Raw genomic sequence first — 18524 nt, forward strand, 5'->3', positions numbered from 1 at the left:
CCGGCGGCACGCCGATCGTCCTCGACCTGCGGATCGATGCCGTCCCGGACGGCCTCGACGCCGTCGCGGTCGACGTCACCGACACCGAGGCGACCGAGCGAGCCGTCCGCGAGGCAGCGGAGCGGCACGGCGGCCTCGACGCCGTCGTGACCGCGGCGGGGATCGACAAGCCCGCACCGATCGGCGGCATCTCGTCCGGCGACTGGGAGCGGATCGTCGCCGTCAACCTGCTCGGCACGGCGGCCGTCGTCCGTGCGGCGCTGCCCGCGCTCGAGGCGTCGCACGGTCGCGTCGTCACGGTCTCCTCGTCGCTCGCCCTCCGCGGCGTCGGGGACGGCACCGCCTACTCGGCGTCGAAGTTCGGCGTCCGCGGGTTCTCGCAGGCCCTCGCCGCCGAGACCGGCGGCAGCGTCGGCGTCACGAACGTGATCCCGGCGGGCATGCGGACGAACTTCTTCGCCGACCGCACGGAGCAGTACAAGCCCGGGCCGGACGCGCAGCTCATCGAGCCGGAGTACGTCGCGAACGCGATCCTGTTCGCGCTCGCGCAGCCGGCCGGCTGCGAGATCCGCGAGCTGTCGATCATGCCGGCGACGGAGCCGAGTTGGCCGTAGACGCGACCGTCTGACGGACGGGAGGCGCGGTGCGGGCCCGCACCGCGCCTCCCGTCACGTGGTGCGGAGCAGGTCCGCGACGTCGTCGAGCACGGCCTGCGGCTCGACCTCGTCGACGTAGGACGGGTCGTGCGCGCAGCGCTCGGCCGTCCACCCGACCTGCGTCACGTCGACCCCGCACACGGGGCACCGCGTCACGTACGAGAGGTGGACGCGGTGTCGACCGCGGTCGAACGGACCGGCGTTCACCACGTTGCCGAACCAGAACACGCCCACCGTCGGGGTGCCCACGGCCACGGCGAGGTGCCGCGGGCCGGAGTCGTCGCCGACCATGACGTCCGCCGCCGCGAGGACCGCCGGGAGGTCGGTGAGCGGGAGCGCGCCGGTGCGGTCGTGCACTCGGTCCGCGGAGTCGGCGGGCAGCGCGGCCCGGATCGCTGCCGCAGCGGGCACGTCCGTGGCGTCACCGACGAGGACGACGTCGTCACCGGCGGTGAGCCGAGCCCGGGCGACGGCGGCGAACCGGTCCGGGCTCCAGCGGCGCCGTGGATCGGTGGCCCCCGGGTGGATCGCGACGAGCCGCCCGCTGCGGTCCGACGCGGTGCGGACGCCGAGCCGGTCGCGGACCGCCGCGCGCTCCTCGTCGGAGACGCGCACCCGCGGGTCGAGCGTCACCGGTGCGGCACCGGCGAGCGAGACGACCTCGAGGGCCCGGAGGACCTCGTGCTGGTAGTAGACGTAGCGGACCCAACGCTCCGTGACCTCGGCGTCCTCGGTGGCGGTGCCGACCGTGTGCCGGGCGCCGAGCCGGAGGAGGAACGGGTTCGAGTTCCGTCCGCCCCCGTGCAGCTGCACGGCGAGGTCGAAGCGCCCGGCGAGCCGCGACTCGAAGTCCGCGAGGGTCGGGGCACCCTCGCCGGAGTCCCGGACGCCCGGGACGACCGGCAGCTCCTCGAACGCGTGCACGGCGTCGGTCCGGCCGCGCAGCACCGCCGGGGCGGTCGGCGTGCCGAGCAGGGTGATGCGCGCGTCGGGGTACGCCGCTGCCAGGGCCTCGAGCGCCGGCACCGCGAAGAGCAGGTCGCCGAGGCCCCCGCCCCGGAGCACCCCGATCTCGCGGACGTCGTCGAACCGTTCTCCACCGTTGCCGATCAGTTGCACCCGTCCCGTCTACCGACCAGGGGCCGCCCGGACGTCCAGCAGCGGGCTCGGATGGACGAGAAACGCGATGCCGTGGGCGTGCCCAGCTTCCCGCGAGGACCGTCGGACCCCCGCCCGTCCCCCGGAAGGACACCATGACGATCGCTCCCCCCGCCACCGATGACATCGTGGTGGCCGACCCCGCCACCGGGACCCTCGCCTCGACGGTGCGCCGCGCCTCCGAGGAGGAGGTCCGCACCGCCGTCGCCCGTGCCCGCGCCGCGGCCCCGATTTGGGCCCGGACCGCACCGGCGGAGCGGGGTGCCCTGCTGCACCGCGCTGCCGAGCACGTCCGCGCGCACGCCCAGGAGCTGGCTGACCTGAACACCCGGGAGACCGGCAAGGTCCCCGGCGACGCGCTCGGCGGGGTCGAGGCCGGGGTCGGGACGCTCGTGCAGTACGCCGAGCTCGGACCCGTGCACCGCGGCGAGGCCCTGCGCGGCGCGTTCGGCGCTGCCGACTGGTCGGTGCCGCACCCCCGCGGCGTGGTGCTCGCGCTCACCCCGTGGAACGACCCGGTCGCCGTGGCGTGCGGGATCCTCGGCGCCGCGATCGTCACCGGCAACACGGTCGTGCACAAGGGCAGCGAGCGCTCCCCCGCGACGATCGCCCGCCTGAACGCCCTGCTCGCCGAGGTCCTGCCGGACGGCGTCCTCGTCGGGGTGGACGGCGACGGCGCGACGGGTGAACTGCTCCTCGCACAGGACGGCATCAACGTGTACGCGCACGTCGGCTCGACCGCGACCGGTGACCGGCTCTCCGAGGCTGCAGTGCGGACCCGTGCCCACGTCGTCCGGGAGAACGGCGGGAACGACGCGGTCGTCGTGGACGCCGACGTCGACCCGGTGTGGGCCGCCGCCCAGGTGGCCCTCGGCGCCTTCGCGAACACCGGTCAGATCTGCACGAGCGTCGAGCGGGTGTACGTGCACCGCGCGGTCGCCGAGCCGTTCGTGACCGCGCTCGTCGCCGAGGCCGAGCGGCGCACGTCCGCCCCGGCGGCGGAGTACGGGCCGCTCGTCGACGACCGGCTCCGGCGCACCGTGCAGTCGCACGTCGACGATGCCCTGCGGCGTGGGGCGTCGGCGCGCACCGGCGGGGCCACACCGGACGGCCCGGGCGCCTTCTACCCCGCGACCGTGCTCACCGGTGTCACCGACGACATGCTCGTCATGACCGAGGAGACCTTCGGGCCGATCGCCCCCGTGCGCGTCGTCGAGGACTTCGACGAGGGCCTGCGACTCGCGGCGGCCGACCGCTACGGCCTCGCGGCGACGGTGCTCACGAACGACACCGGACACGCCCTGCGTGCGGCCGCGGAACTCCCCGTCGGCACGGTGAAGGTGAACGCCGTCTTCGGCGGTGCCCCGGGCGGCAGCGCGCAGCCCCGGGGTGCCTCCGGAGCCGGGTTCGGGTACGGCCCGCACCTGCTCGACGAGCTCACCACCACGACGGTCGTGCACCTCGAGGCGGCCCCGCCGGCCGGCGGTGCCCGGTGAGCGTCGACGTCCGGCTCGTCCGGGACCTCGTCGCCACGGTCGACGACCGCGAGCCGCTCGTCGTCGTCATCGGCGACTGCATCCTCGACCGCTGGACCGTCGGCGAGGCGGAACGGGTCTCGCGCGAGGCCCCGGCCCCGGTGGTCCGCGTGACGGAGACCGTGGCGGTCCCTGGTGGCGCGGCGAACACCGCGGTCAACGCCCGCGCACTCGCTGCCCGCGTCCGGATGGTCGGGCTGCTCGGTGACGACGAGGCCGGCGCCGTGCTCCGCGAACGCCTCGACGCCGCCGGGGTGGACACGTCCTGCATGGTCGTCGTCCCCGGCACCCGCACCACGACGAAGTCGCGGGTCGTCGGCGGCGACCGGGTCGTCGTCCGCGTCGACGAGATCGCCGCGGAGCCCACCGCCGAGCACGGCGTCCGGCTGGCCGAGGCCGTCGCCCGTGCGCTGCGGTGCGCCGACGCCGCGGTCGTCTGCGACTACGGCCTCGGGGTGGACCCGGCCGACGTCGTCCCCGTGCTCGACGCCGACCGTCCCACCGCGGTCGTCGTCGACGCGCACGACCTCACCCGCTGGGCGGCGCTCCGGCCCGACCTCGTGACGCCCAACGCCGGCGAGGCGGCCGCGCTGCTCGGTGCGCCGCTCGGGACCGGCCCGGACCGGGCGTCCGCGATCGTCGACGCCCGGCACGAGGTGCTCCGACGGACCGGCGCACGTGCGGCGGTCGTGACGCTGGACCGCGACGGCACGGTCCTGGTCGAGCACGGTTCCGACGGTGGCTTCCGGACGCGGGCGGTCCCCGCGTCGGAGCAGCAGGCCTCCGGCGCCGGCGACACCTTCTGCGCCGCTGCGACGGTGGCGCTCGCCGTGCACGCCCCGCTCCGCGACGCCGTGTCGGTCGCCCAGGCGGCAGCCGACGTGGTCGTCCGCGAGGCCGGGACCTCGGTGTGCTCGGCCGCGGCGCTGCTGGAGTCGGTGACCGCGCCGGCCGCGACCGTCGTCGACCACGACGAGCTCGCCGCCGCGGTGGACGCCGCGCGGGAGGCCGGACGACGCATCGTGTTCACGAACGGCTGCTTCGACGTGGTCCACCGCGGGCACACGACGTACCTCCGGCAGGCCCGGGACCTGGGCGACCTGCTCGTCGTCGCACTGAACGACGACGACTCCGTCCGGCGCCTGAAGGGTCCGGAACGGCCGATCAACCCGGCCGAGGACCGGGCCGGCGTACTCGCCGCCCTCGCGTGCGTCGACCTGGTGACGGTCTTCGCCACCGACACCCCGATCCCGCTCATCGAACGGCTGCACCCCGAGGTCTACGTGAAGGGCGGCGACTACTCCCCCGAGATGCTGCGCGAGACCGCCGTGGTGCAGGGCTACGGCGGCGAGGTCGTCATGGTCGACTACGTGCCCGAACACTCCACGACCGCCGTCGTCCGACGGATCCGCGAAGCGGCCGCGGCGACCGAGGCCGCGCGGACGGACCCCGAGGCCACACCGTGACCCGTCAGGGGGAAGTCATACCGCGGTAGGGGGTGGTCGAGACCCGCGCGGGATGGCAGCCGGTCGCACGCTCCGTAGCGTCGATCCCGTCGACGAGGTCCGTCGGCGGAGGGAGCCACCGTGTTCGACCAGATCACCCCGCTCGTCGTCGAGCTGGCGGCCAGCCCACTCGTCTTCGTCGTCCTCTTCGCGCTCTGCCTGGTGGACGGCTTCTTCCCACCCGTGCCGAGCGAGGCCGCCCTCGTCGCGGTCGCCGCCATCGCCGCGACCTCCGGCCAGCCGGTCCTCGCCGGGGTCCTCGCAGCCGCCGCACTCGGCGCGGTCGCCGGGGACTCCGTCGCCTACTGGATCGGCCGTCGGATCGGACTCGGCCGCCTCGCGCGGTCCCGGCGTCCGAGGATCGCCGCGGCGTTCGCGTTCGCCGAGCGCCAGATGCGACGGCGGTCCGCGAGCCTCATCCTCGTCGGTCGGTACATCCCCGTCGGACGCGTCGCGGTGAACATGACCGCCGGTGCGACCCGGCTCCCCTACCGCCGGTTCCTCGCGATCAGCTCGGTCGCCGGGCTGGCGTGGTCGGCCACCTCGATCGGGATCGCCCTCGCGGCGTCGAGCGTGCTGCACGAGCCGCTCGTCGCAGCACTGGTCTCGATGGTGGTCGCCGCCGGACTGGGGATCGCCGTCGACCGGGTCATCGGTAGAGTCACCCGGAAGCGGGAGGCCCGAGCAGCCGCCCGGGCGGACGACCGCGCGGACGCCCGGGCAGCGGTCCTCGACGCCGCCCGCCCCGCACCGCACCTCGCCCACTCCGGAGGGACCGCACGACCGTGACCGCCCACGTCCCACCCGCGACGCCGCGCCGACGCCGGCCGTGGTCGACGCGCCGGGAGTGGGCGACCTGGCCCGTCGTCGCCGCCCGGATCGTGCTCGTCGTCGTGGCCGCGACGCTCTTCGCGGTGGCCGCACCCGTGACGGTCGCCGTGTACGACGTGCCCGTCCCGCTCGCGCTGCTCGTGACCGCGGTGCTCTCCGTCTCGCTCGGGCTCGCTCCCGTGCTGCCACGGACGGCCTCGGTGGTGCACCTGGCGGGAGTGGCGGCCCTCGGGCTCCTCACCGCCGGGTCGCCGGCCGGTCCGTGGCCGCTCCCGGTCACCGCGATCATCGGCGTGGGCGCGCTCCTCGTCGTGCTCGGCGTCCGGACGGACTGGCGACTCACCGCTGCCGTCTGGACCGCGGCGACGGTGCTCACGCTCGGCCTGGTCGCGGTGGTCCCCGGTCGGTGGGACCCGGCCGACGTCTGGGCCGCGACCTTCGTCGTGTCCGCCGGCAGCGACCTGCTCCTCGCCGGGACGGCCGTGGCGATCGGGCAGCGCCGGGCCGTCCGGGTGGAGCTCGCCGAGGCCCGCCGCGACGCCGAACTCGAGCAGGCCCGCCGCCGGTCGGTCGAGGAACGCTCCCGGATCGCCCGCGAACTCCACGACGTCGTGGCGCACAGCATGTCCGTCGTGCACATGCAGGCCGAGTCGGCGCCGTTCCGCGTGGCCGACCTCCCGCCGGCAGCACGTGCGGAGTTCGCGGCGATCGCCGAGACCTCGCGGACGGCGCTCCGCGAGATGCGGCAGCTGCTCGGCACCCTCCGCGGCGACGGCTCGGCCGAACGGGCGCCGCAGCCCCGGCTCGCCGACCTCCCCGCGCTCGTGCAGGCCACGCGGGCCGCCGGGATCCCGGTCGAGCTCCACCTCGACGACGACGCACCCGACGAAGGGGACGACCGGCTGGCACAGCTGAGCGCGTACCGGGTCGTGCAGGAGGCCCTCGGGAACGTCGCGCGGCACGCTCCCGGTGCCGACACGACCGTGACGGTCGCCCGGCGCGGCCCCCTGCTGGCGGTCGAGGTGACCAACGCCGCGCCACCCGCCGGCACCGTCCCCGCCGCTCCCCCGGACGACGGCGGGTTCGGGCTCGCCGGCATGCGGGAGCGCGTGTCGGCACTCGGCGGGACGATCGAGCACGGGCCGCTCCCGGACGGCGGGTTCCGGGTCGCCGTGACCCTGCCCGCCCAGCCGAGCACGGCCCCGCCCGCCCAGCCGAGCACGGCCCCGCCCGACCGAGGAACCCGATGACGCGTGTGATGGTGGTGGACGACCAGCAGATGTTCCGCATGGGACTGCGGGCGATCCTCCAGGCCCAGGACGACGTCGAGGTCGTGGGCGAGGCGTCGGACGGCGCCGAAGCGGTCGTCGAGGCGCTGCGGCTGCGACCCGACGTCGTGCTCATGGACGTCCGGATGCCCGAGCTCGACGGGATCGAGGCGACCCGACGGATCACGGCCGCCCCGGCCACGCAGCCGGTGCGGGTCGTCATGCTCACGACGTTCGACATCGACGACTACGTGTTCGACGCCCTCCGGGCCGGGGCGAGCGGCTTCCTGCTCAAGGACGCCAGCGCCGACGAGCTCGTGCAGGCGGTCCGGACGGTCGCGGCGGGTGACTCGTTGCTGGCGCCGCGGGTGACCCGGCACCTCGTCGAGGCGTTCGTCGCGGGCCCGCTCCCGGCCGCACCCCGGACCGAGGTGCTCGAGGTGCTGACCGAACGGGAGCGCGACGTGTTCCTGCTGCTGGCACGGGGTCGGTCGAACGGGGAGATCGCGGCGGAGCTCTACATCGCCGAGCAGACGGTGAAGACGCACGTCGGCCGGATCCTGGCGAAGCTGCAGCTGCGGGACCGGGTGCACGCGGTGGTGCTGGCGTACGAGACCGGCCTGGTGACGCCGGCCCCCTGAGGGACCGGTGCCACCAGGCCGTCTCGACCGAGCCGAGGAGGCTAGCGGACTCGGACCTGCTTCGAGGCCTGCTTGCCGGACTGCACGCCGGTGAAGGTGATCGTCGACTTCCCCGACGTCGCCTTCCACGCCACCGTCGCCGTGCCGTCGATGACGTCCACCGTGCCGAGGTCGGTCGACCCGACCGCGACCCGCACCTGGCGGTCACCGGCGAACCGCGACCCGGTGAGCGTCACGCGCTGGTTCGGACGCGGTGCCCCGACGGACAGGTCGATGCGGGCGCCGCGCGACAGTGCTGCGAGGTCGTCGTGCAGCCGGAGCCCGTCGCGGATGGTGAAGAACGTGTCCGTCTGGTCCGACAGCCCGACGACGTTCGCGGCACCCGGGCCGTACGCCGCGATGCGGACCTGCGTGCCGGTGTGCTGCTGCGAGCTGCCCGCGGCCGAGGTGCCGTACGAGACCTTCATCGTGGTGCCGTCGGCGGTGCGGAGCGCCGTGGAGAGCGAGGTCGGCGGCGTGCTGTCGACGATCTGGCTCGAGTGGGCGTGGTCGGCCGTGGCGATGACGAGCGTGTTGCCGTCCTGCTTCGCGAAGGCGAGTGCGGACTGCACGGCCTCGTCGAAGTCGATCGTCTCGCCGATCTGGCCGCAGGCGTCGGCGGCGTGGTCCTGCTTGTCGATGCTCGCGCCCTCGACCTGCAGGAAGAAGCCCTTGCCGGTCTTCGCACGGTCACGGTTCAGCAGGTCGATCGACTTGTTCGTGAGCGACTGCAGCGACAGCCCGGTCGACAGGCGTGCCGGGTTCGGCGTGCACTGCACCGGTGCCTGGTCCGCCCCGCCGACGGTCGCCGTGGTGGGTGCGTACCGGGTCGGGAAGTTGCCCGGGGTGAAGAGCCCGAGGAGCGGCTTCGACTGGTCGGCACGACGGACGGCAGCGAGGCCGTCGGCGTCGGAGACCACCTGGTAGCCGCGCTGCGCGGCCTGGGCGAAGAGCGTCGAGCCCTGCCACTGCCCGGCCTTCGCGGTCTGTTGGAAGCTCGCCGAACCCCCGCCGAGGGTGAGGTCCGGGCGCGTGTTCAGCAGCTGCTCGCTGATCGACCCGAGCCCACCGTTCTGCAGCGCGTCCGTGCCGCACGACGCCGTGTCCGGGCCGTAGCAGGAGCGGGCGCCGACGTGGGCGACCTGGACCGCCGGGGTGGCGTCCTGGATCTCGGCGGTGGACACGTCGCCGGTGCGGAGACCGTTCGCCTTCGCGAGCTCGAGGAGCGTCTGCTGCTGCTTCCCGTCGATGTCGACCGAGATCGCGCCGTCGTACGTCTTCGTCCCCGTCGCCCAGGCGCTCCCGGAGGCCGCCGAGTCGGTGACGTAGTCGGGCTTGCCCTTGTCCGCACCGTCCTTGTACAGGGAGTACGTCGTGTACGAGCCGGTGAGCGGCAGCGCGTCGAGGCCCGGGAGTCGACCGGCCGCGCCGTACTGGTAGTTCCGCGCGATGGTGATCTCGGAGTCGCCCATCCCGTCGCCGATGAGCAGGATGACGTTCTTCGCGCCGGCCCGCTTGATCTCCTGCTGGATCGACCGGGTCTGGTCGCCCTGGTGGCGCTGTGCGCCGCCGTGCTGGTTCAGCGCGAGCTGCCCGACGGCCTCGGCCGCGCCCGGCAGGGCGACGGCGCCGGCGATGAGCGCGGCGCCGAGTGCGAGCGCGGCGCGGCGGCGGCGCTGCGGAGTGTGCTGCATTGGGTGTTCCCCTCGTCTGTGCCCCGAACGGGTGCCATCCGAGGATGGCTGTGCGTGGGTACAGGCGGGTGAACGGGCCCGGTCTGGTCGATGAACAGACGCGGTGACAGCGAGACGGGAGGCGCGGTGCCAGCTGGCACCGCGCCTCCCGTCGGAAGTCGGTCGCGTCTACGCGGCGAGGTGCGCCTGCAGGAACCAGCGGTCCTTGGTCAGGCCGCGCTCGATCTCGATGACGACGTCCTGGCTGTTGAGGTCGACCTCGTCGAGGCCCTCGACGGCGCGGCGGACCTGCAGCAGCGCGGCGTCGATCTCGGCGATGACCTCGGTGATGGTCACGTCGGAGTTCTGGAAGCCCTCCGACAGCGGCGGGATAGTGGTCTTCGCGGCGACCGTGGCGATGCGGGAGTCGACCGGGAGGCCCAGGGCGACGATGCGCTCCGCGGCGAGGTCGGCCCACTCCTGGGCGTGCTCGACGATGGTGTCGAGGAGCTCGTGGACGCCGACGAAGTTGCGGCCACGGACGTGCCAGTGCGCCTGCTTGCCGTTGACGACGAGCGCCTCGAGGTCGATCACGACGGGGGCGAGGAACTGCGCCACCCCAGCGGCGAGCTCCGGCGTCGTCGAGAACGGGGACGTGGTGGGCGTGGTGCTGGTGGTGTTGGTCATGTCGTTTCCTCCTGCCTCGTGGTCCCACCCGAGTGGGGTGGATCCGATGGTGACAACAGTGCCCGCTTCTCTTGTATGCCGCAAGGAAGCGAAGGCTGACCTCACCCGGTCAGCCGACGAGGGTGTCGAAGCCCGCGTCGGCCAGTTCGATCTGCACGACGGAGCGGGCGCGCTCGACCCAGGGGCTGTCGGCGCAGCCGATCCAGACGCTCGTGCGCGGTTCGCAGTCGGCGACGCACCACTCGGCCGCCCACCCGGTGACGGCGTGCGCGAGGGCCTCGCCGTGGTCGGCGAAGACGAGGGGTGACACCGCGGACGTCCGGGCGCTCCGGAGCAGCCACGTCACCGTGACGCGCGGGGGCGCCGGGAGCGTGCGGACCTGCTCGGCGAGGGCTGCCTCGACGAAGACCTGGCCGTAGGCGTTCTCGGGCAGGTCCTCGAGCATGCGGGTCATCTCGGGGAGGTCGTCGACACTGCCGGCGATGAGGATGCGTTCGCTGGGCTGTCGCCGGGTCCGTGCCATGCGTCAACGGTAAGGGAAGCCTTACCTCATCACAAGGGTGTCGCGGCGGTTCCCCCGAGACGCGCAGGTGCCACACTGAGCTCGTGGGCGAGGAAGGTCCACATCCAGGACAGGGCGACCGTGTTCGTGAGGTCCGGCACCCCCTGCGCGATCTGCGTCGCGACCCCGTCGCTGTACGCCGCGAGCTTGAGCGCCACGACCTCGGGCGACTCCGCGGGCGTGAACACCCCAGCCTCGACGCCTCGACGGACGACGCGGACCAGGCAGGCCTCCCACACGCGGATCCGCTCGGCGTACTCCGCCGCGACCTCGGGCCGCCGCACGACCGCCGTCCAGTAGTCCGACCAGATCCGCCAGTGCTGCCGCACCTGCTCGGTGTCCCCGAAGAGCGGTTCCACGAGCATGCGGATGCCGGCGACGGGGTCCGGCTCCGCGTCGACCGCGGCGACGATCGCCCCGTAGAAGCGCTCCGTCTCGAGCACGACGACCTCGTTGAGGATCTCCGCGACGCTGCCGAAGTGGTACGTGACGGTCCCGACCGAGACGTCCGCCTCGGCGGCGATGTCCCGCAGGCCCGTCGCCCCGACGCCGTTCCGGACGATCACGGCACGTGCCGCCTCGACGATCATCGCCCGCCGGACCTCGGGACGCTGCCGGACCCGTGTCTGCTCCGGCCCGCTCACGCCGAGGTCCTCGGGACCTCGTCGACGAACGTGTGCTCGGCGACGAGCACCTCGGCGACGTCGGGACCACCGTCCCGGGCCCAGGCACGCACGGTGTTCCGGACGTGGAAGGCGTCGGCGTCCGCGGTGACCTCGGAGGCGGTCTCGAGCCGTGCGGCCCACTCCGGCTTCGCCAGGCCGATCGACCAGCGGGACGTCGCGCTGGCACTGGTCGGGTCGTCGGACCGGATGCGGTAGGTCTCGCGGGCGTCCTCGCTGAAGACGAGCCCGTCCGGGTACACGCGTCCGCCGCCGTACCCGGGGTCGACGTCGAGCGTCCACTCCCCCGACTCGACGTCGTGCGTGACGGTGCGCTGCGGCAGGACCTCGGTCGGCGCGACCCGTTCGATCGCGAGCGGCTCGGAGCGTTCCGGCTGCTCGAACCGCACGCCGTCGTCGGTGGCGCGGGTCCACACCGGGAGCTCGACGCGTGAGGCGGCGGGGTCGATCGCGACGGTCGGTGCGACGCCGTGCGGCCAGACCCACGGCCAGTACGACGTCGACACGGCGATCCGGAGCCGGTGTCCCGCGGCGAACCGGTGACCGGTCGACACGAGCCGGACGGGCAGCGACGCCGCGGCGCCGGGTTCGAGCGGGTCGTCCCGGTCCATCCCGTCGCGCTTCGCGGCGTTGAGCACACCCCGGGTGACGAGGGTCGACGACCCGTCCGGCGCGACGTCGCACAGGCGCACGGTCACGGTGGCCCGGGGTTGATCGCTCGTCACGGCGAGGTGGACGAGGACGGTGCCGAGCACGTCGACCGGCTCGTCGAGCGGCAGGTCGAAGCAGACCGAACGGCCGTCCTCGGCGCGCTGGTCCGGCGGCAGGTCGGTGGCGTTGCCGAACGGGAAGAAGCGTCCGGCGTCGGCACCGGTGTGCTGCGGCGACCGGACGACGACCGCGCCGTCCGCGCCGCCGCGGAACCCGGCGAGGGAAACCGTGCGGGACACGGTGGCGGACGACGGCCAGGCCTCGGCACCGACCCACCGGCCGCGGCGCGTCTCGTAGTACGTCGCCGGCGGCTCGCCCTCGTTGATCCAGGCCCGGAGCGCGGGCTCCTGCTCGACGCCGGTGTCGACCCCGCGCAGCCAGTGGTCCCACCACCGCAGGGTCTCCTGCAGGAAGCCGATCGACGGCCCGGGTGCGAGCCCCCGGTCGGGGTACTGGTGCGACCACGGTCCGACGATCCCCTTGACCGGGGCGTCCACGTTGGCCACGAGCCGGAGCACGGCGTCGCGGTACGGGTCGGCCCAGCCGCCGACCGCGAGGACCGCGGCGCCGATGTTCCCGTACTCCTCCGCGGCGCTGCCGTGCCGCCAGTAGTCGTCGCGCTCCTGGTGGGACAGCCACACGGGCGTCGTCGGGCGGTTCGCATCGAGGCGGTCACGCCACTGGTCGACCCAGCCGGAGCCGACCACCTCGGGCCGCGGCGGCCGCGAGTTGAACGCGAACATCGTCGCACCCCACGCCGCCATGTCGATCCCGAGCACCGCACCGCCGACGTAGTGCACGTCGTTGTCGTACCGGTCGTCGGTCGAGCACACCGTCACGATCGCCTTCAGTGCCTCGGGTGCGCGGGCCGCGAGCTGCAGCGCGTTGAACCCGCCCCACGAGATGCCGAACATCCCGACGGCACCCGTCGACCACTCCTGTGCGGCGAGCCAGGCGATCACGGCCTCGCCGTCGCGGAGTTCCTGCTCGCTGTACTCGTCGTCGAAGAACCCGTCCGACGAGCCGGTCCCGCGGATGTCCACCCGCACCGAGGCGTACCCGTGCTGCGCGTACCAGGGGTGCCGCTCGGAGTCCCGCGGCGCGGTCCAGTCGTCGAGCCGGTAGGGCAGGTACTCGAGCAGCACCGGCACGGGGCCGTCGGGTGCCGCCGGGGACCAGATCCTCGTGTGCAACCGGACGCCGTCGGGCATCGGGATCCACTCGTCGCGGACGGTCACGCCGTCGGGCAGGGCCGGGTCCACCCCGAGTGCGGTGAAGCCGGTCATGCGTCCTCCCAGTTCCGGGTCAGGTGTCCGTCGCCGCGGTCGGTCCACCCCGGAGCCTCGCGCCACCGCGGCACGCCGTCGCCGACGTCGGGCAGCTCGGTGCTGCCGGGTTCGAGCGTCGCTGCGAGGAGCGTCGCCGTGTACGGGTGGTTCGGGCCGCCGAACACGGCCTCGGTCGGGCCGATCTCGACGATGCGCCCGCCGGTCATCACGGCGACGCGATCGGCCACACCCCGCACCACCGCGAGGTCGTGGCTGATGAACAGGCAACTCAGCCCGCGCTCGCGCTGCAGGTCGGCGAGCAGCGCGAGGATCCCCGCCTGCACCTGCACGTCGAGCGCGGTCGTGATCTCGTCGGCGATGACCAGGCGCGGCTCGGCGGCGAGGGCCCGGGCGATCCCGACACGCTGCCGCTGCCCGCCGGAGAGCTGCGCCGGCAGCCTGTCAGCGAACTCCGGCCCGAGGCCGACCTGGGAGAGCAGTTCCCCGACCCGCTCGCGCGACGAGGAACCGGTGAACAGCTTCAGCGGCCGCGCGATGGCGGCCCCGACGGTCCGGCGGGGGTTCAGCGAGGTGTCGGCGTTCTGGAACACGAGTTGCACCGCACGACGGAGGTCCGGGGACCGTCCGGCGATCGGCTCGCGCAGGTCCCCGCTCACGGTCCCGTCGTCGAACGAGAACGTGCCCGACTCGGCCGGGACCAGGCCGGCCAGGGCCGTCGCGAGCGTCGACTTGCCGCTGCCGGACTCCCCCACGACGGCGAGCGTCTCGCGCGGCGCGATCGTGAACGAGACGCCGTCGACGGCGGCCGGCAGGCCGCGTCCGTAGCGGATCACCAGGTCCTCGGCGGTCACCACGGGACGGACGAGCGGTTCGGGACCAACGGTCCGGCCGGCCCTGGAGGCGACCGTCGACGAGACGGTCGCCGTCTCGGGCACGTGGTCCGTTCCTCCTGGCCGGCGCCCGTCCGGCACCGCGGCCAGCAGGGCACGCGTGTACTCGTGCTGCGGGGCGGCGAAGAGCGCCGCCGTCTCGGCGTGCTCGACGACCTTGCCGTCGCGCATCACGGCGATCTCGTCGGCCATCGCGGACACGACGCCGAGGTCGTGGCTGACGAGCAGGACGGCCATGCCGAGCTCGCGGCCGAGGTCGGCGACGAGGTCGAGCACGGCGGCCTGCGTGACCACGTCGAGGGCGGTGGTGGGTTCGTCGAGGACCAACACGCGGGGGCGCGCGGCCACGGCCATCGCGATCGCGACGCGCTGCTGCTGCCCGCCGGAGAGCTGGTGCGGGTACCGGCGGACGATCGTCTCCGGCGACGGCAGCCGCACGAGCCGGACGAGCTCGAGCACGCGCTCGGGGCCGTCGGGCTCGCCGTGGGCGCGGAGGGCCTCGCGGATCTGCTCGCCGACGCGCATCGACGGCGTGAGTGCCTGTCCGGCGTTCTGCGCGACCACCGACGCGGTGCCGCCACGGAGCGCCCGTCGGCCGGCCGGCGAGAGGGCGAAGACGTCCTCGCCGTCGACGTGCACCGTGCCGTGCTCGATGCGCGACCCGGTCCGGAGGTGCGCGAGCAGGGTGCGGGCGACGGTGGACTTGCCGCTGCCGGACTCGCCGACGAGCCCGAGGGTCCGGCCCGCCTCGATGGCGAACGAGACACCGCGGACGACCGGCACGGAGCGCTTGCCGGCGGCGTACGAGATCGCGAGGCGGTCGACCTGGACGATGCTCACGCGCTGACTCCCTTCGTCGCGCGGTCGACACCGAGCGACTTGCTCAGCCCGTCGGCCGCGAGGTTGAGGCCGACCACCAGGGTCGCGAGCGCCACGATGGGCGCGAGCGTGCCGAGGGGCACGACCGTGAGGGCGGTCCGGTTCTCCTGGACCATGAGCCCCCAGTCCGGTGTCGGCGGGTTCGCACCGAAGCCGAGGAACGACAGCGACGCCACGAGCAGCACGATCCAGGAGGCGCGCATCGCGTACTCGACGAGGACCACGTCGAGGACGTTCGGCAGGATCTCGCGGAACACGATGGACAGGGAGCGTTCGCCCCGGGCGCGCGCGGCCGTGACGTAGTCCTGCGTGATCACCGTCCGCGCCGCGCCGCGCACCACCCGGGTCGCGGCGGGCGCGTAGACGATGGTCACGGCGAGGACGATCACCCAGAGCCCGGCGTCGAACACGGTGACGACGACGAGGAGCGCGAGGATCGACGGCACGCTGAGCAGGGCGTCCACGATCCGCATGACGACCTCGTCGAACCAGTTGTCGGCGTACGCGGTGACGCAGCCGAGGACGGTGCCGACCGCCACGGCGATCGTCGTCGCCAGGAAGGTCACGAGCAGGGCGTAGCGGCCGCCGTTGAGCGTCCGGGACAGGATGTCGCGGCCGTACTGGTCGGTGCCGAGCCAGTGCGTCCACGTCGGGCCGGCGAGCACGTCGGCGGAGTTCGTCGCGACCGGGTCGTGGCCGGCGATGACGGGGGCGAGGACGGCGAGCACGAGGTGCAGCGCGATCAGGCCGAGGCCGATGCTCAACGCGGTGGAGCTGCGCAGGGGGGCGACGGCTGCGCCGATGACGTTCCGGGAACGCGGGGCGATGGCGGTCATGCTGCTGCCTTCCGGGTGGGGCGTGTGCCGGTGCGGCTCCGGGTGCGCGCCCGTCGCTGTCGTGTGCGGAGCTTCGGGTCGAGCACCAGCGCGACGAGGTCGGCCGCGAGGTTGCACACGACGTAGACGAGGGCGCTGAGAAGCGCGATCGCCTCGATCGTCGGCAGGTCGCGGTTGAAGACGGACTCGAGCATGAGCTTGCCCATGCCCGGGTAGTTGAAGACGTTCTCGACGACGACCACGCCGCCGAGCAGCCAGGCCACGTTGAGCGCGACGACGTTGAGCGTCGGCAGGAGCGCGCTCGGGACCGCGTGCTTCCAGACGACCCGGCGCATCGTCAGGCCCTTCAGCTCCGCGGTGGTCACGAACTCGGACGCCATCACGTCGATCGTCGAGGAACGGGCGGTCCGGACGATGTACGCGGCCATCGCCAGGGTCAGCACGATGATCGGCAGCCAGATCGTCGGCAGGAGCTCGCCGACCGTGGCGTCGCTGCCGCGCAGGACGACGGCGGGGAAGAGCGGCAGCCCGATCGCGAAGAGCAGCACGAGCACGGTGGCGACCATGAACTCCGGCACGCTCATCACGACGAGGCTGACGATCGAGATCACCCGGTCGGACGCACGGCCGCGGCGGACCCCGGCGATGACGCCGAGCGCGAGGGACAGCGTGACGCCCACGACCATCGCGGGGACGGCGATGAGCATGCTGTTGCGGAACGCCGTGAACAGCGTCGGGGCGACCGGCTCCCCGCTGACGAGCGAGGTGCCGAAGTCGCCGTGCACCGCTCCGGCGAGCCACTGCAGGTACCGGAGCCAGACGTTCTGGTCGAGGCCGAGCGACTCCCGGAGCTGCTTGACGGCGTCGGGTGTGGCGTTCTGCCCGAGCAGCTGCTGCGCGACGTCGCCGGGCAGCGCCTGCACGGCGAGGAACACGAACAGCGAGGCGAGCACCACCGTGAGCACGGCGATGCCGAGCCGACGGAGGACGGGGACGAGGACGTCCGACGGCTTGCTGGTGGTCGTCATCGTCGCAGTCCGATCCGGAGGTAGTCGAACTCGAAGCCGTACTCCGAGTAGTTCACGACGTCGCGGGACAGCCCGACCAGGCGGTCGCCGAACATCGGGGTCATGTCCGCGCCGTCCTCGACCACGAGCCGCTGGGCGTCCTGGTACAGGGTCAGCCGCTTCGCGTCGTTCATCTCGGCGCGGGCGTCGTCGAGCAGCCCGTCGAACCGCTCGTTGGACCACGCGCTCTCGTTGTACGACGAGCCGGACCGGAAGATCTGGTTGAGCAGCTGGTCGATCGGACGGCCGGTGAACCAGTAGCTCACCATGAGCGGCTTCTGCATCCAGATCTGCGTGTAGTACGAGTCCGAGCTGGCGTTCTTCACCGTCAGGCGGATGCCCGCGTCCGCGACGGCGTCGCGGTAGGCGACGGCCATCGGGGTGAACACCGACTCGTAGCTCGACGTGTAGATCGAGGCGCGGAGGTCCGACCGACCGGCGGCCTTGAGCAGCGCCTTCGCCTTGTCGGGGTCGTACTCGCGGTGGTCGTCCACGAAGGCGGCGAGCTGCGGCGGCACGGGGTTGTCCCAGCCCGGCGACCCGGTGCCCTGCAGGGCGGTGTCGACGATCGTGCGCGGGTCGTAGGCGAGCTTCATCGCCTGGCGGACCCGCGGGTCGCGGAACTCCTCGGAGGTGGCGAGCATCGGGATCGTGTACCACTGCGCGTTCTTCGAGCGGGCGATGGTCGCACGATCGGAGGCGGCGACGACCCGAGCCGTCGCGAAGTCGAGGTTCGTCTGCGAGATGAGGTCGATCTGCCCCGCGAGCAGGGCGTTCACCCGGGCGGTGGTGTCCTGGATCGAGTAGAAGTCGATTCCGTCGAGTGCGGGGCGGCCGGCGAAGTGGTCGTCGAACGCCTCGACGCTGCCGGCACCCGCCGGGGTGAAGGACGACAGGCGGAACGGCCCGGTGCCGATGCCCGTCCGGCCGATGTCGGCGATCGCCCCCTCCGGCACGATGTAGCACTGGTACGCGGTGAGCAGCGACGGGAACTCCGCGTTCGGCTTCGTGAGGGCGAACCGCAGCGTGTACGGGTCGACGGCCGTCATCGAGCGGGCGTCCATCACCTCGCCGAGCACCCCGGCCTGCGGGCTGCCGGTCTTCTCGTCGAGGATGTGCCGGATGCTCGCGATCGCGTCGTCGGCGGAGAAGCGCGACCCGTCGTGGAAGCGCACGCCCCGGCGGAGGCGGAAGGTCCACTCGGTGCCGTCCTGGTTCGCCGACCACTCCTCGGCGAGGTCGGGCACGGTCCGGCCCTGCTGGTCGAGCTTGACGAGCCGGTTGTAGAGCGCACCGAGGTACTCGTACGCCGACAGGGAGCTCGCGGAGTCGAGGGTCTCGGCGGCCGACGCGGCGGGTCGGGCGATGCGGAGTCGACCGCCGCTCCGGGCGGTGCCGGTGGCGGCGGCCTCGGGAAGGTCGGTGGTGCCGGCCGAGGCGCCGGAGCTGCACCCGGTGAGCGTCAGCAGGCCGAGGCCGGCGAGTCCGGCGGCGCCGGTGAGGAGCGCACGACGGCTCGGGCCGCGGGCGTTCCGGGGTTCGGGGACGATGGGCTGCATTCGGGGTGACCCCTCCTGGTAATCGTTCCGGTGAACGATAGAGGGCGGATCGTCC

16 protein-coding genes are annotated in these 18524 nt (G+C 73.5%); 6 read left to right on the forward strand and 10 right to left on the reverse strand.

What is annotated here, in order from left to right; all coding sequences use genetic code 11:
- The coding region (locus BIV01_RS00635; protein WP_071301597.1) for an SDR family oxidoreductase at nucleotides 1-614 on the forward strand (614 nt) is incomplete at its 5' end.
- Between the two features lie 54 nt (nucleotides 615-668).
- On the opposite strand, the gene BIV01_RS00640 is transcribed toward BIV01_RS00635, so the two are convergent.
- On the reverse strand, nucleotides 669-1775 hold the full coding sequence (locus BIV01_RS00640; RefSeq protein WP_071294655.1) for a glycosyltransferase family 9 protein: 1107 nt from the start codon (nucleotides 1773-1775) through the stop codon (nucleotides 669-671).
- Nucleotides 1776-1909: 134 nt separating this feature from the next.
- Here BIV01_RS00640 and BIV01_RS00645 point away from each other — a divergent pair, with 134 nt between their 5' ends.
- The 5 genes from BIV01_RS00645 (at nucleotide 1910) to BIV01_RS00665 (ending at nucleotide 7594) form a co-directional block, all read left to right on the forward strand.
- On the forward strand, nucleotides 1910-3310 hold the full coding sequence (locus BIV01_RS00645; RefSeq protein ID WP_071294654.1) for an aldehyde dehydrogenase family protein: 1401 nt from the start codon (nucleotides 1910-1912) through the stop codon (nucleotides 3308-3310).
- Nucleotides 3307-4815 carry a D-glycero-beta-D-manno-heptose 1-phosphate adenylyltransferase gene (gene rfaE2 / locus BIV01_RS00650; RefSeq protein ID WP_071294653.1) on the forward strand — a complete coding sequence of 503 codons (1509 nt, stop codon included), beginning with the start codon at nucleotides 3307-3309 and terminating at the stop codon, nucleotides 4813-4815. The genes BIV01_RS00645 and rfaE2 overlap by 4 nt, the downstream gene beginning before the upstream one ends.
- A 120-nt stretch (nucleotides 4816-4935) precedes the next feature.
- Nucleotides 4936-5643 (forward strand): DedA family protein, encoded by a 708-nt coding sequence (locus BIV01_RS00655; RefSeq protein WP_071294652.1) that lies wholly within the window; start codon nucleotides 4936-4938, stop codon nucleotides 5641-5643.
- The gene (locus tag BIV01_RS00660; protein WP_083413680.1) at nucleotides 5640-6935 is read left to right on the forward strand and encodes a sensor histidine kinase; all 1296 of its coding nucleotides are present in this window, start codon (nucleotides 5640-5642) and stop codon (nucleotides 6933-6935) included. Before BIV01_RS00655 ends, BIV01_RS00660 begins: the two co-directional genes overlap by 4 nt.
- A complete protein-coding gene (locus BIV01_RS00665) occupies nucleotides 6932-7594 on the forward strand; it encodes a response regulator (protein WP_071294651.1) in 663 nt (220 codons plus the stop codon). The genes BIV01_RS00660 and BIV01_RS00665 overlap by 4 nt, the downstream gene beginning before the upstream one ends.
- 41 nt (nucleotides 7595-7635) lie before the next feature.
- Here the strand turns inward: BIV01_RS00665 and phoA are convergent, their stop codons facing one another.
- The 9 genes from phoA to BIV01_RS00710 form a co-directional block, all read right to left on the reverse strand.
- Nucleotides 7636-9327 (reverse strand): alkaline phosphatase, encoded by a 1692-nt coding sequence (gene phoA, locus BIV01_RS00670; RefSeq protein ID WP_071301598.1) that lies wholly within the window; start codon nucleotides 9325-9327, stop codon nucleotides 7636-7638.
- 168 nt (nucleotides 9328-9495) lie between these two features.
- Nucleotides 9496-9993: a Dps family protein gene (locus BIV01_RS00675; RefSeq protein ID WP_071301599.1), complete on the reverse strand. Its 498-nt coding sequence runs from the start codon at nucleotides 9991-9993 to the stop codon at nucleotides 9496-9498.
- Nucleotides 9994-10102: 109 nt separating this feature from the next.
- Nucleotides 10103-10516 carry an SIP domain-containing protein gene (locus tag BIV01_RS00680; RefSeq protein WP_071301600.1) on the reverse strand — a complete coding sequence of 138 codons (414 nt, stop codon included), beginning with the start codon at nucleotides 10514-10516 and terminating at the stop codon, nucleotides 10103-10105.
- Between the two features lie 29 nt (nucleotides 10517-10545).
- Nucleotides 10546-11199, reverse strand: a complete 654-nt coding sequence (locus BIV01_RS00685) for a TetR/AcrR family transcriptional regulator (protein ID WP_254791750.1) — start codon at nucleotides 11197-11199, stop codon at nucleotides 10546-10548.
- Nucleotides 11196-13235: a CocE/NonD family hydrolase gene (locus tag BIV01_RS00690; protein ID WP_071301601.1), complete on the reverse strand. Its 2040-nt coding sequence runs from the start codon at nucleotides 13233-13235 to the stop codon at nucleotides 11196-11198. The genes BIV01_RS00685 and BIV01_RS00690 overlap by 4 nt, the downstream gene beginning before the upstream one ends.
- The gene (locus BIV01_RS00695; RefSeq protein WP_071301602.1) at nucleotides 13232-14968 is read right to left on the reverse strand and encodes a dipeptide ABC transporter ATP-binding protein; all 1737 of its coding nucleotides are present in this window, start codon (nucleotides 14966-14968) and stop codon (nucleotides 13232-13234) included. Before BIV01_RS00695 ends, BIV01_RS00690 begins: the two co-directional genes overlap by 4 nt.
- Nucleotides 14965-15843, reverse strand: coding sequence for an ABC transporter permease (locus BIV01_RS00700; protein WP_071301603.1), 879 nt, complete (start codon nucleotides 15841-15843; stop codon nucleotides 14965-14967). The genes BIV01_RS00695 and BIV01_RS00700 overlap by 4 nt, the downstream gene beginning before the upstream one ends.
- Nucleotides 15840-16871: an ABC transporter permease gene (locus tag BIV01_RS00705; RefSeq protein WP_071301604.1), complete on the reverse strand. Its 1032-nt coding sequence runs from the start codon at nucleotides 16869-16871 to the stop codon at nucleotides 15840-15842. Before BIV01_RS00705 ends, BIV01_RS00700 begins: the two co-directional genes overlap by 4 nt.
- Nucleotides 16868-18469: an ABC transporter substrate-binding protein gene (locus tag BIV01_RS00710; RefSeq protein WP_071301605.1), complete on the reverse strand. Its 1602-nt coding sequence runs from the start codon at nucleotides 18467-18469 to the stop codon at nucleotides 16868-16870. The genes BIV01_RS00705 and BIV01_RS00710 overlap by 4 nt, the downstream gene beginning before the upstream one ends.
- Nucleotides 18470-18524: the final 55 nt, after the last annotated feature.

Origin of the sequence: Curtobacterium sp. MCBA15_013 (assembly GCF_001865095.1) — a bacterium.
GTDB lineage: Bacteria > Actinomycetota > Actinomycetes > Actinomycetales > Microbacteriaceae > Curtobacterium.

What these genes read in the sequence shown, in the direction of transcription:
- BIV01_RS00645 (WP_071294654.1), top strand. Translation starts at nt 1,910, where the DNA reads ATGACGATCGCTCCCCCCGCCACCGATGACATCGTGGTGGCCGACCCC.
- BIV01_RS00665 (WP_071294651.1), top strand. Translation starts at nt 6,932, where the DNA reads ATGACGCGTGTGATGGTGGTGGACGACCAGCAGATGTTCCGCATGGGA.
- phoA (WP_071301598.1), bottom strand. Translation starts at nt 9,327, where the DNA reads ATGCAGCACACTCCGCAGCGCCGCCGCCGCGCCGCGCTCGCACTCGGC.
- BIV01_RS00675 (WP_071301599.1), bottom strand. Translation starts at nt 9,993, where the DNA reads ATGACCAACACCACCAGCACCACGCCCACCACGTCCCCGTTCTCGACG.
- BIV01_RS00680 (WP_071301600.1), bottom strand. Translation starts at nt 10,516, where the DNA reads ATGGCACGGACCCGGCGACAGCCCAGCGAACGCATCCTCATCGCCGGC.
- BIV01_RS00690 (WP_071301601.1), bottom strand. Translation starts at nt 13,235, where the DNA reads ATGACCGGCTTCACCGCACTCGGGGTGGACCCGGCCCTGCCCGACGGC.
- BIV01_RS00700 (WP_071301603.1), bottom strand. Translation starts at nt 15,843, where the DNA reads ATGACCGCCATCGCCCCGCGTTCCCGGAACGTCATCGGCGCAGCCGTC.
- BIV01_RS00705 (WP_071301604.1), bottom strand. Translation starts at nt 16,871, where the DNA reads ATGACGACCACCAGCAAGCCGTCGGACGTCCTCGTCCCCGTCCTCCGT.
- BIV01_RS00710 (WP_071301605.1), bottom strand. Translation starts at nt 18,469, where the DNA reads ATGCAGCCCATCGTCCCCGAACCCCGGAACGCCCGCGGCCCGAGCCGT.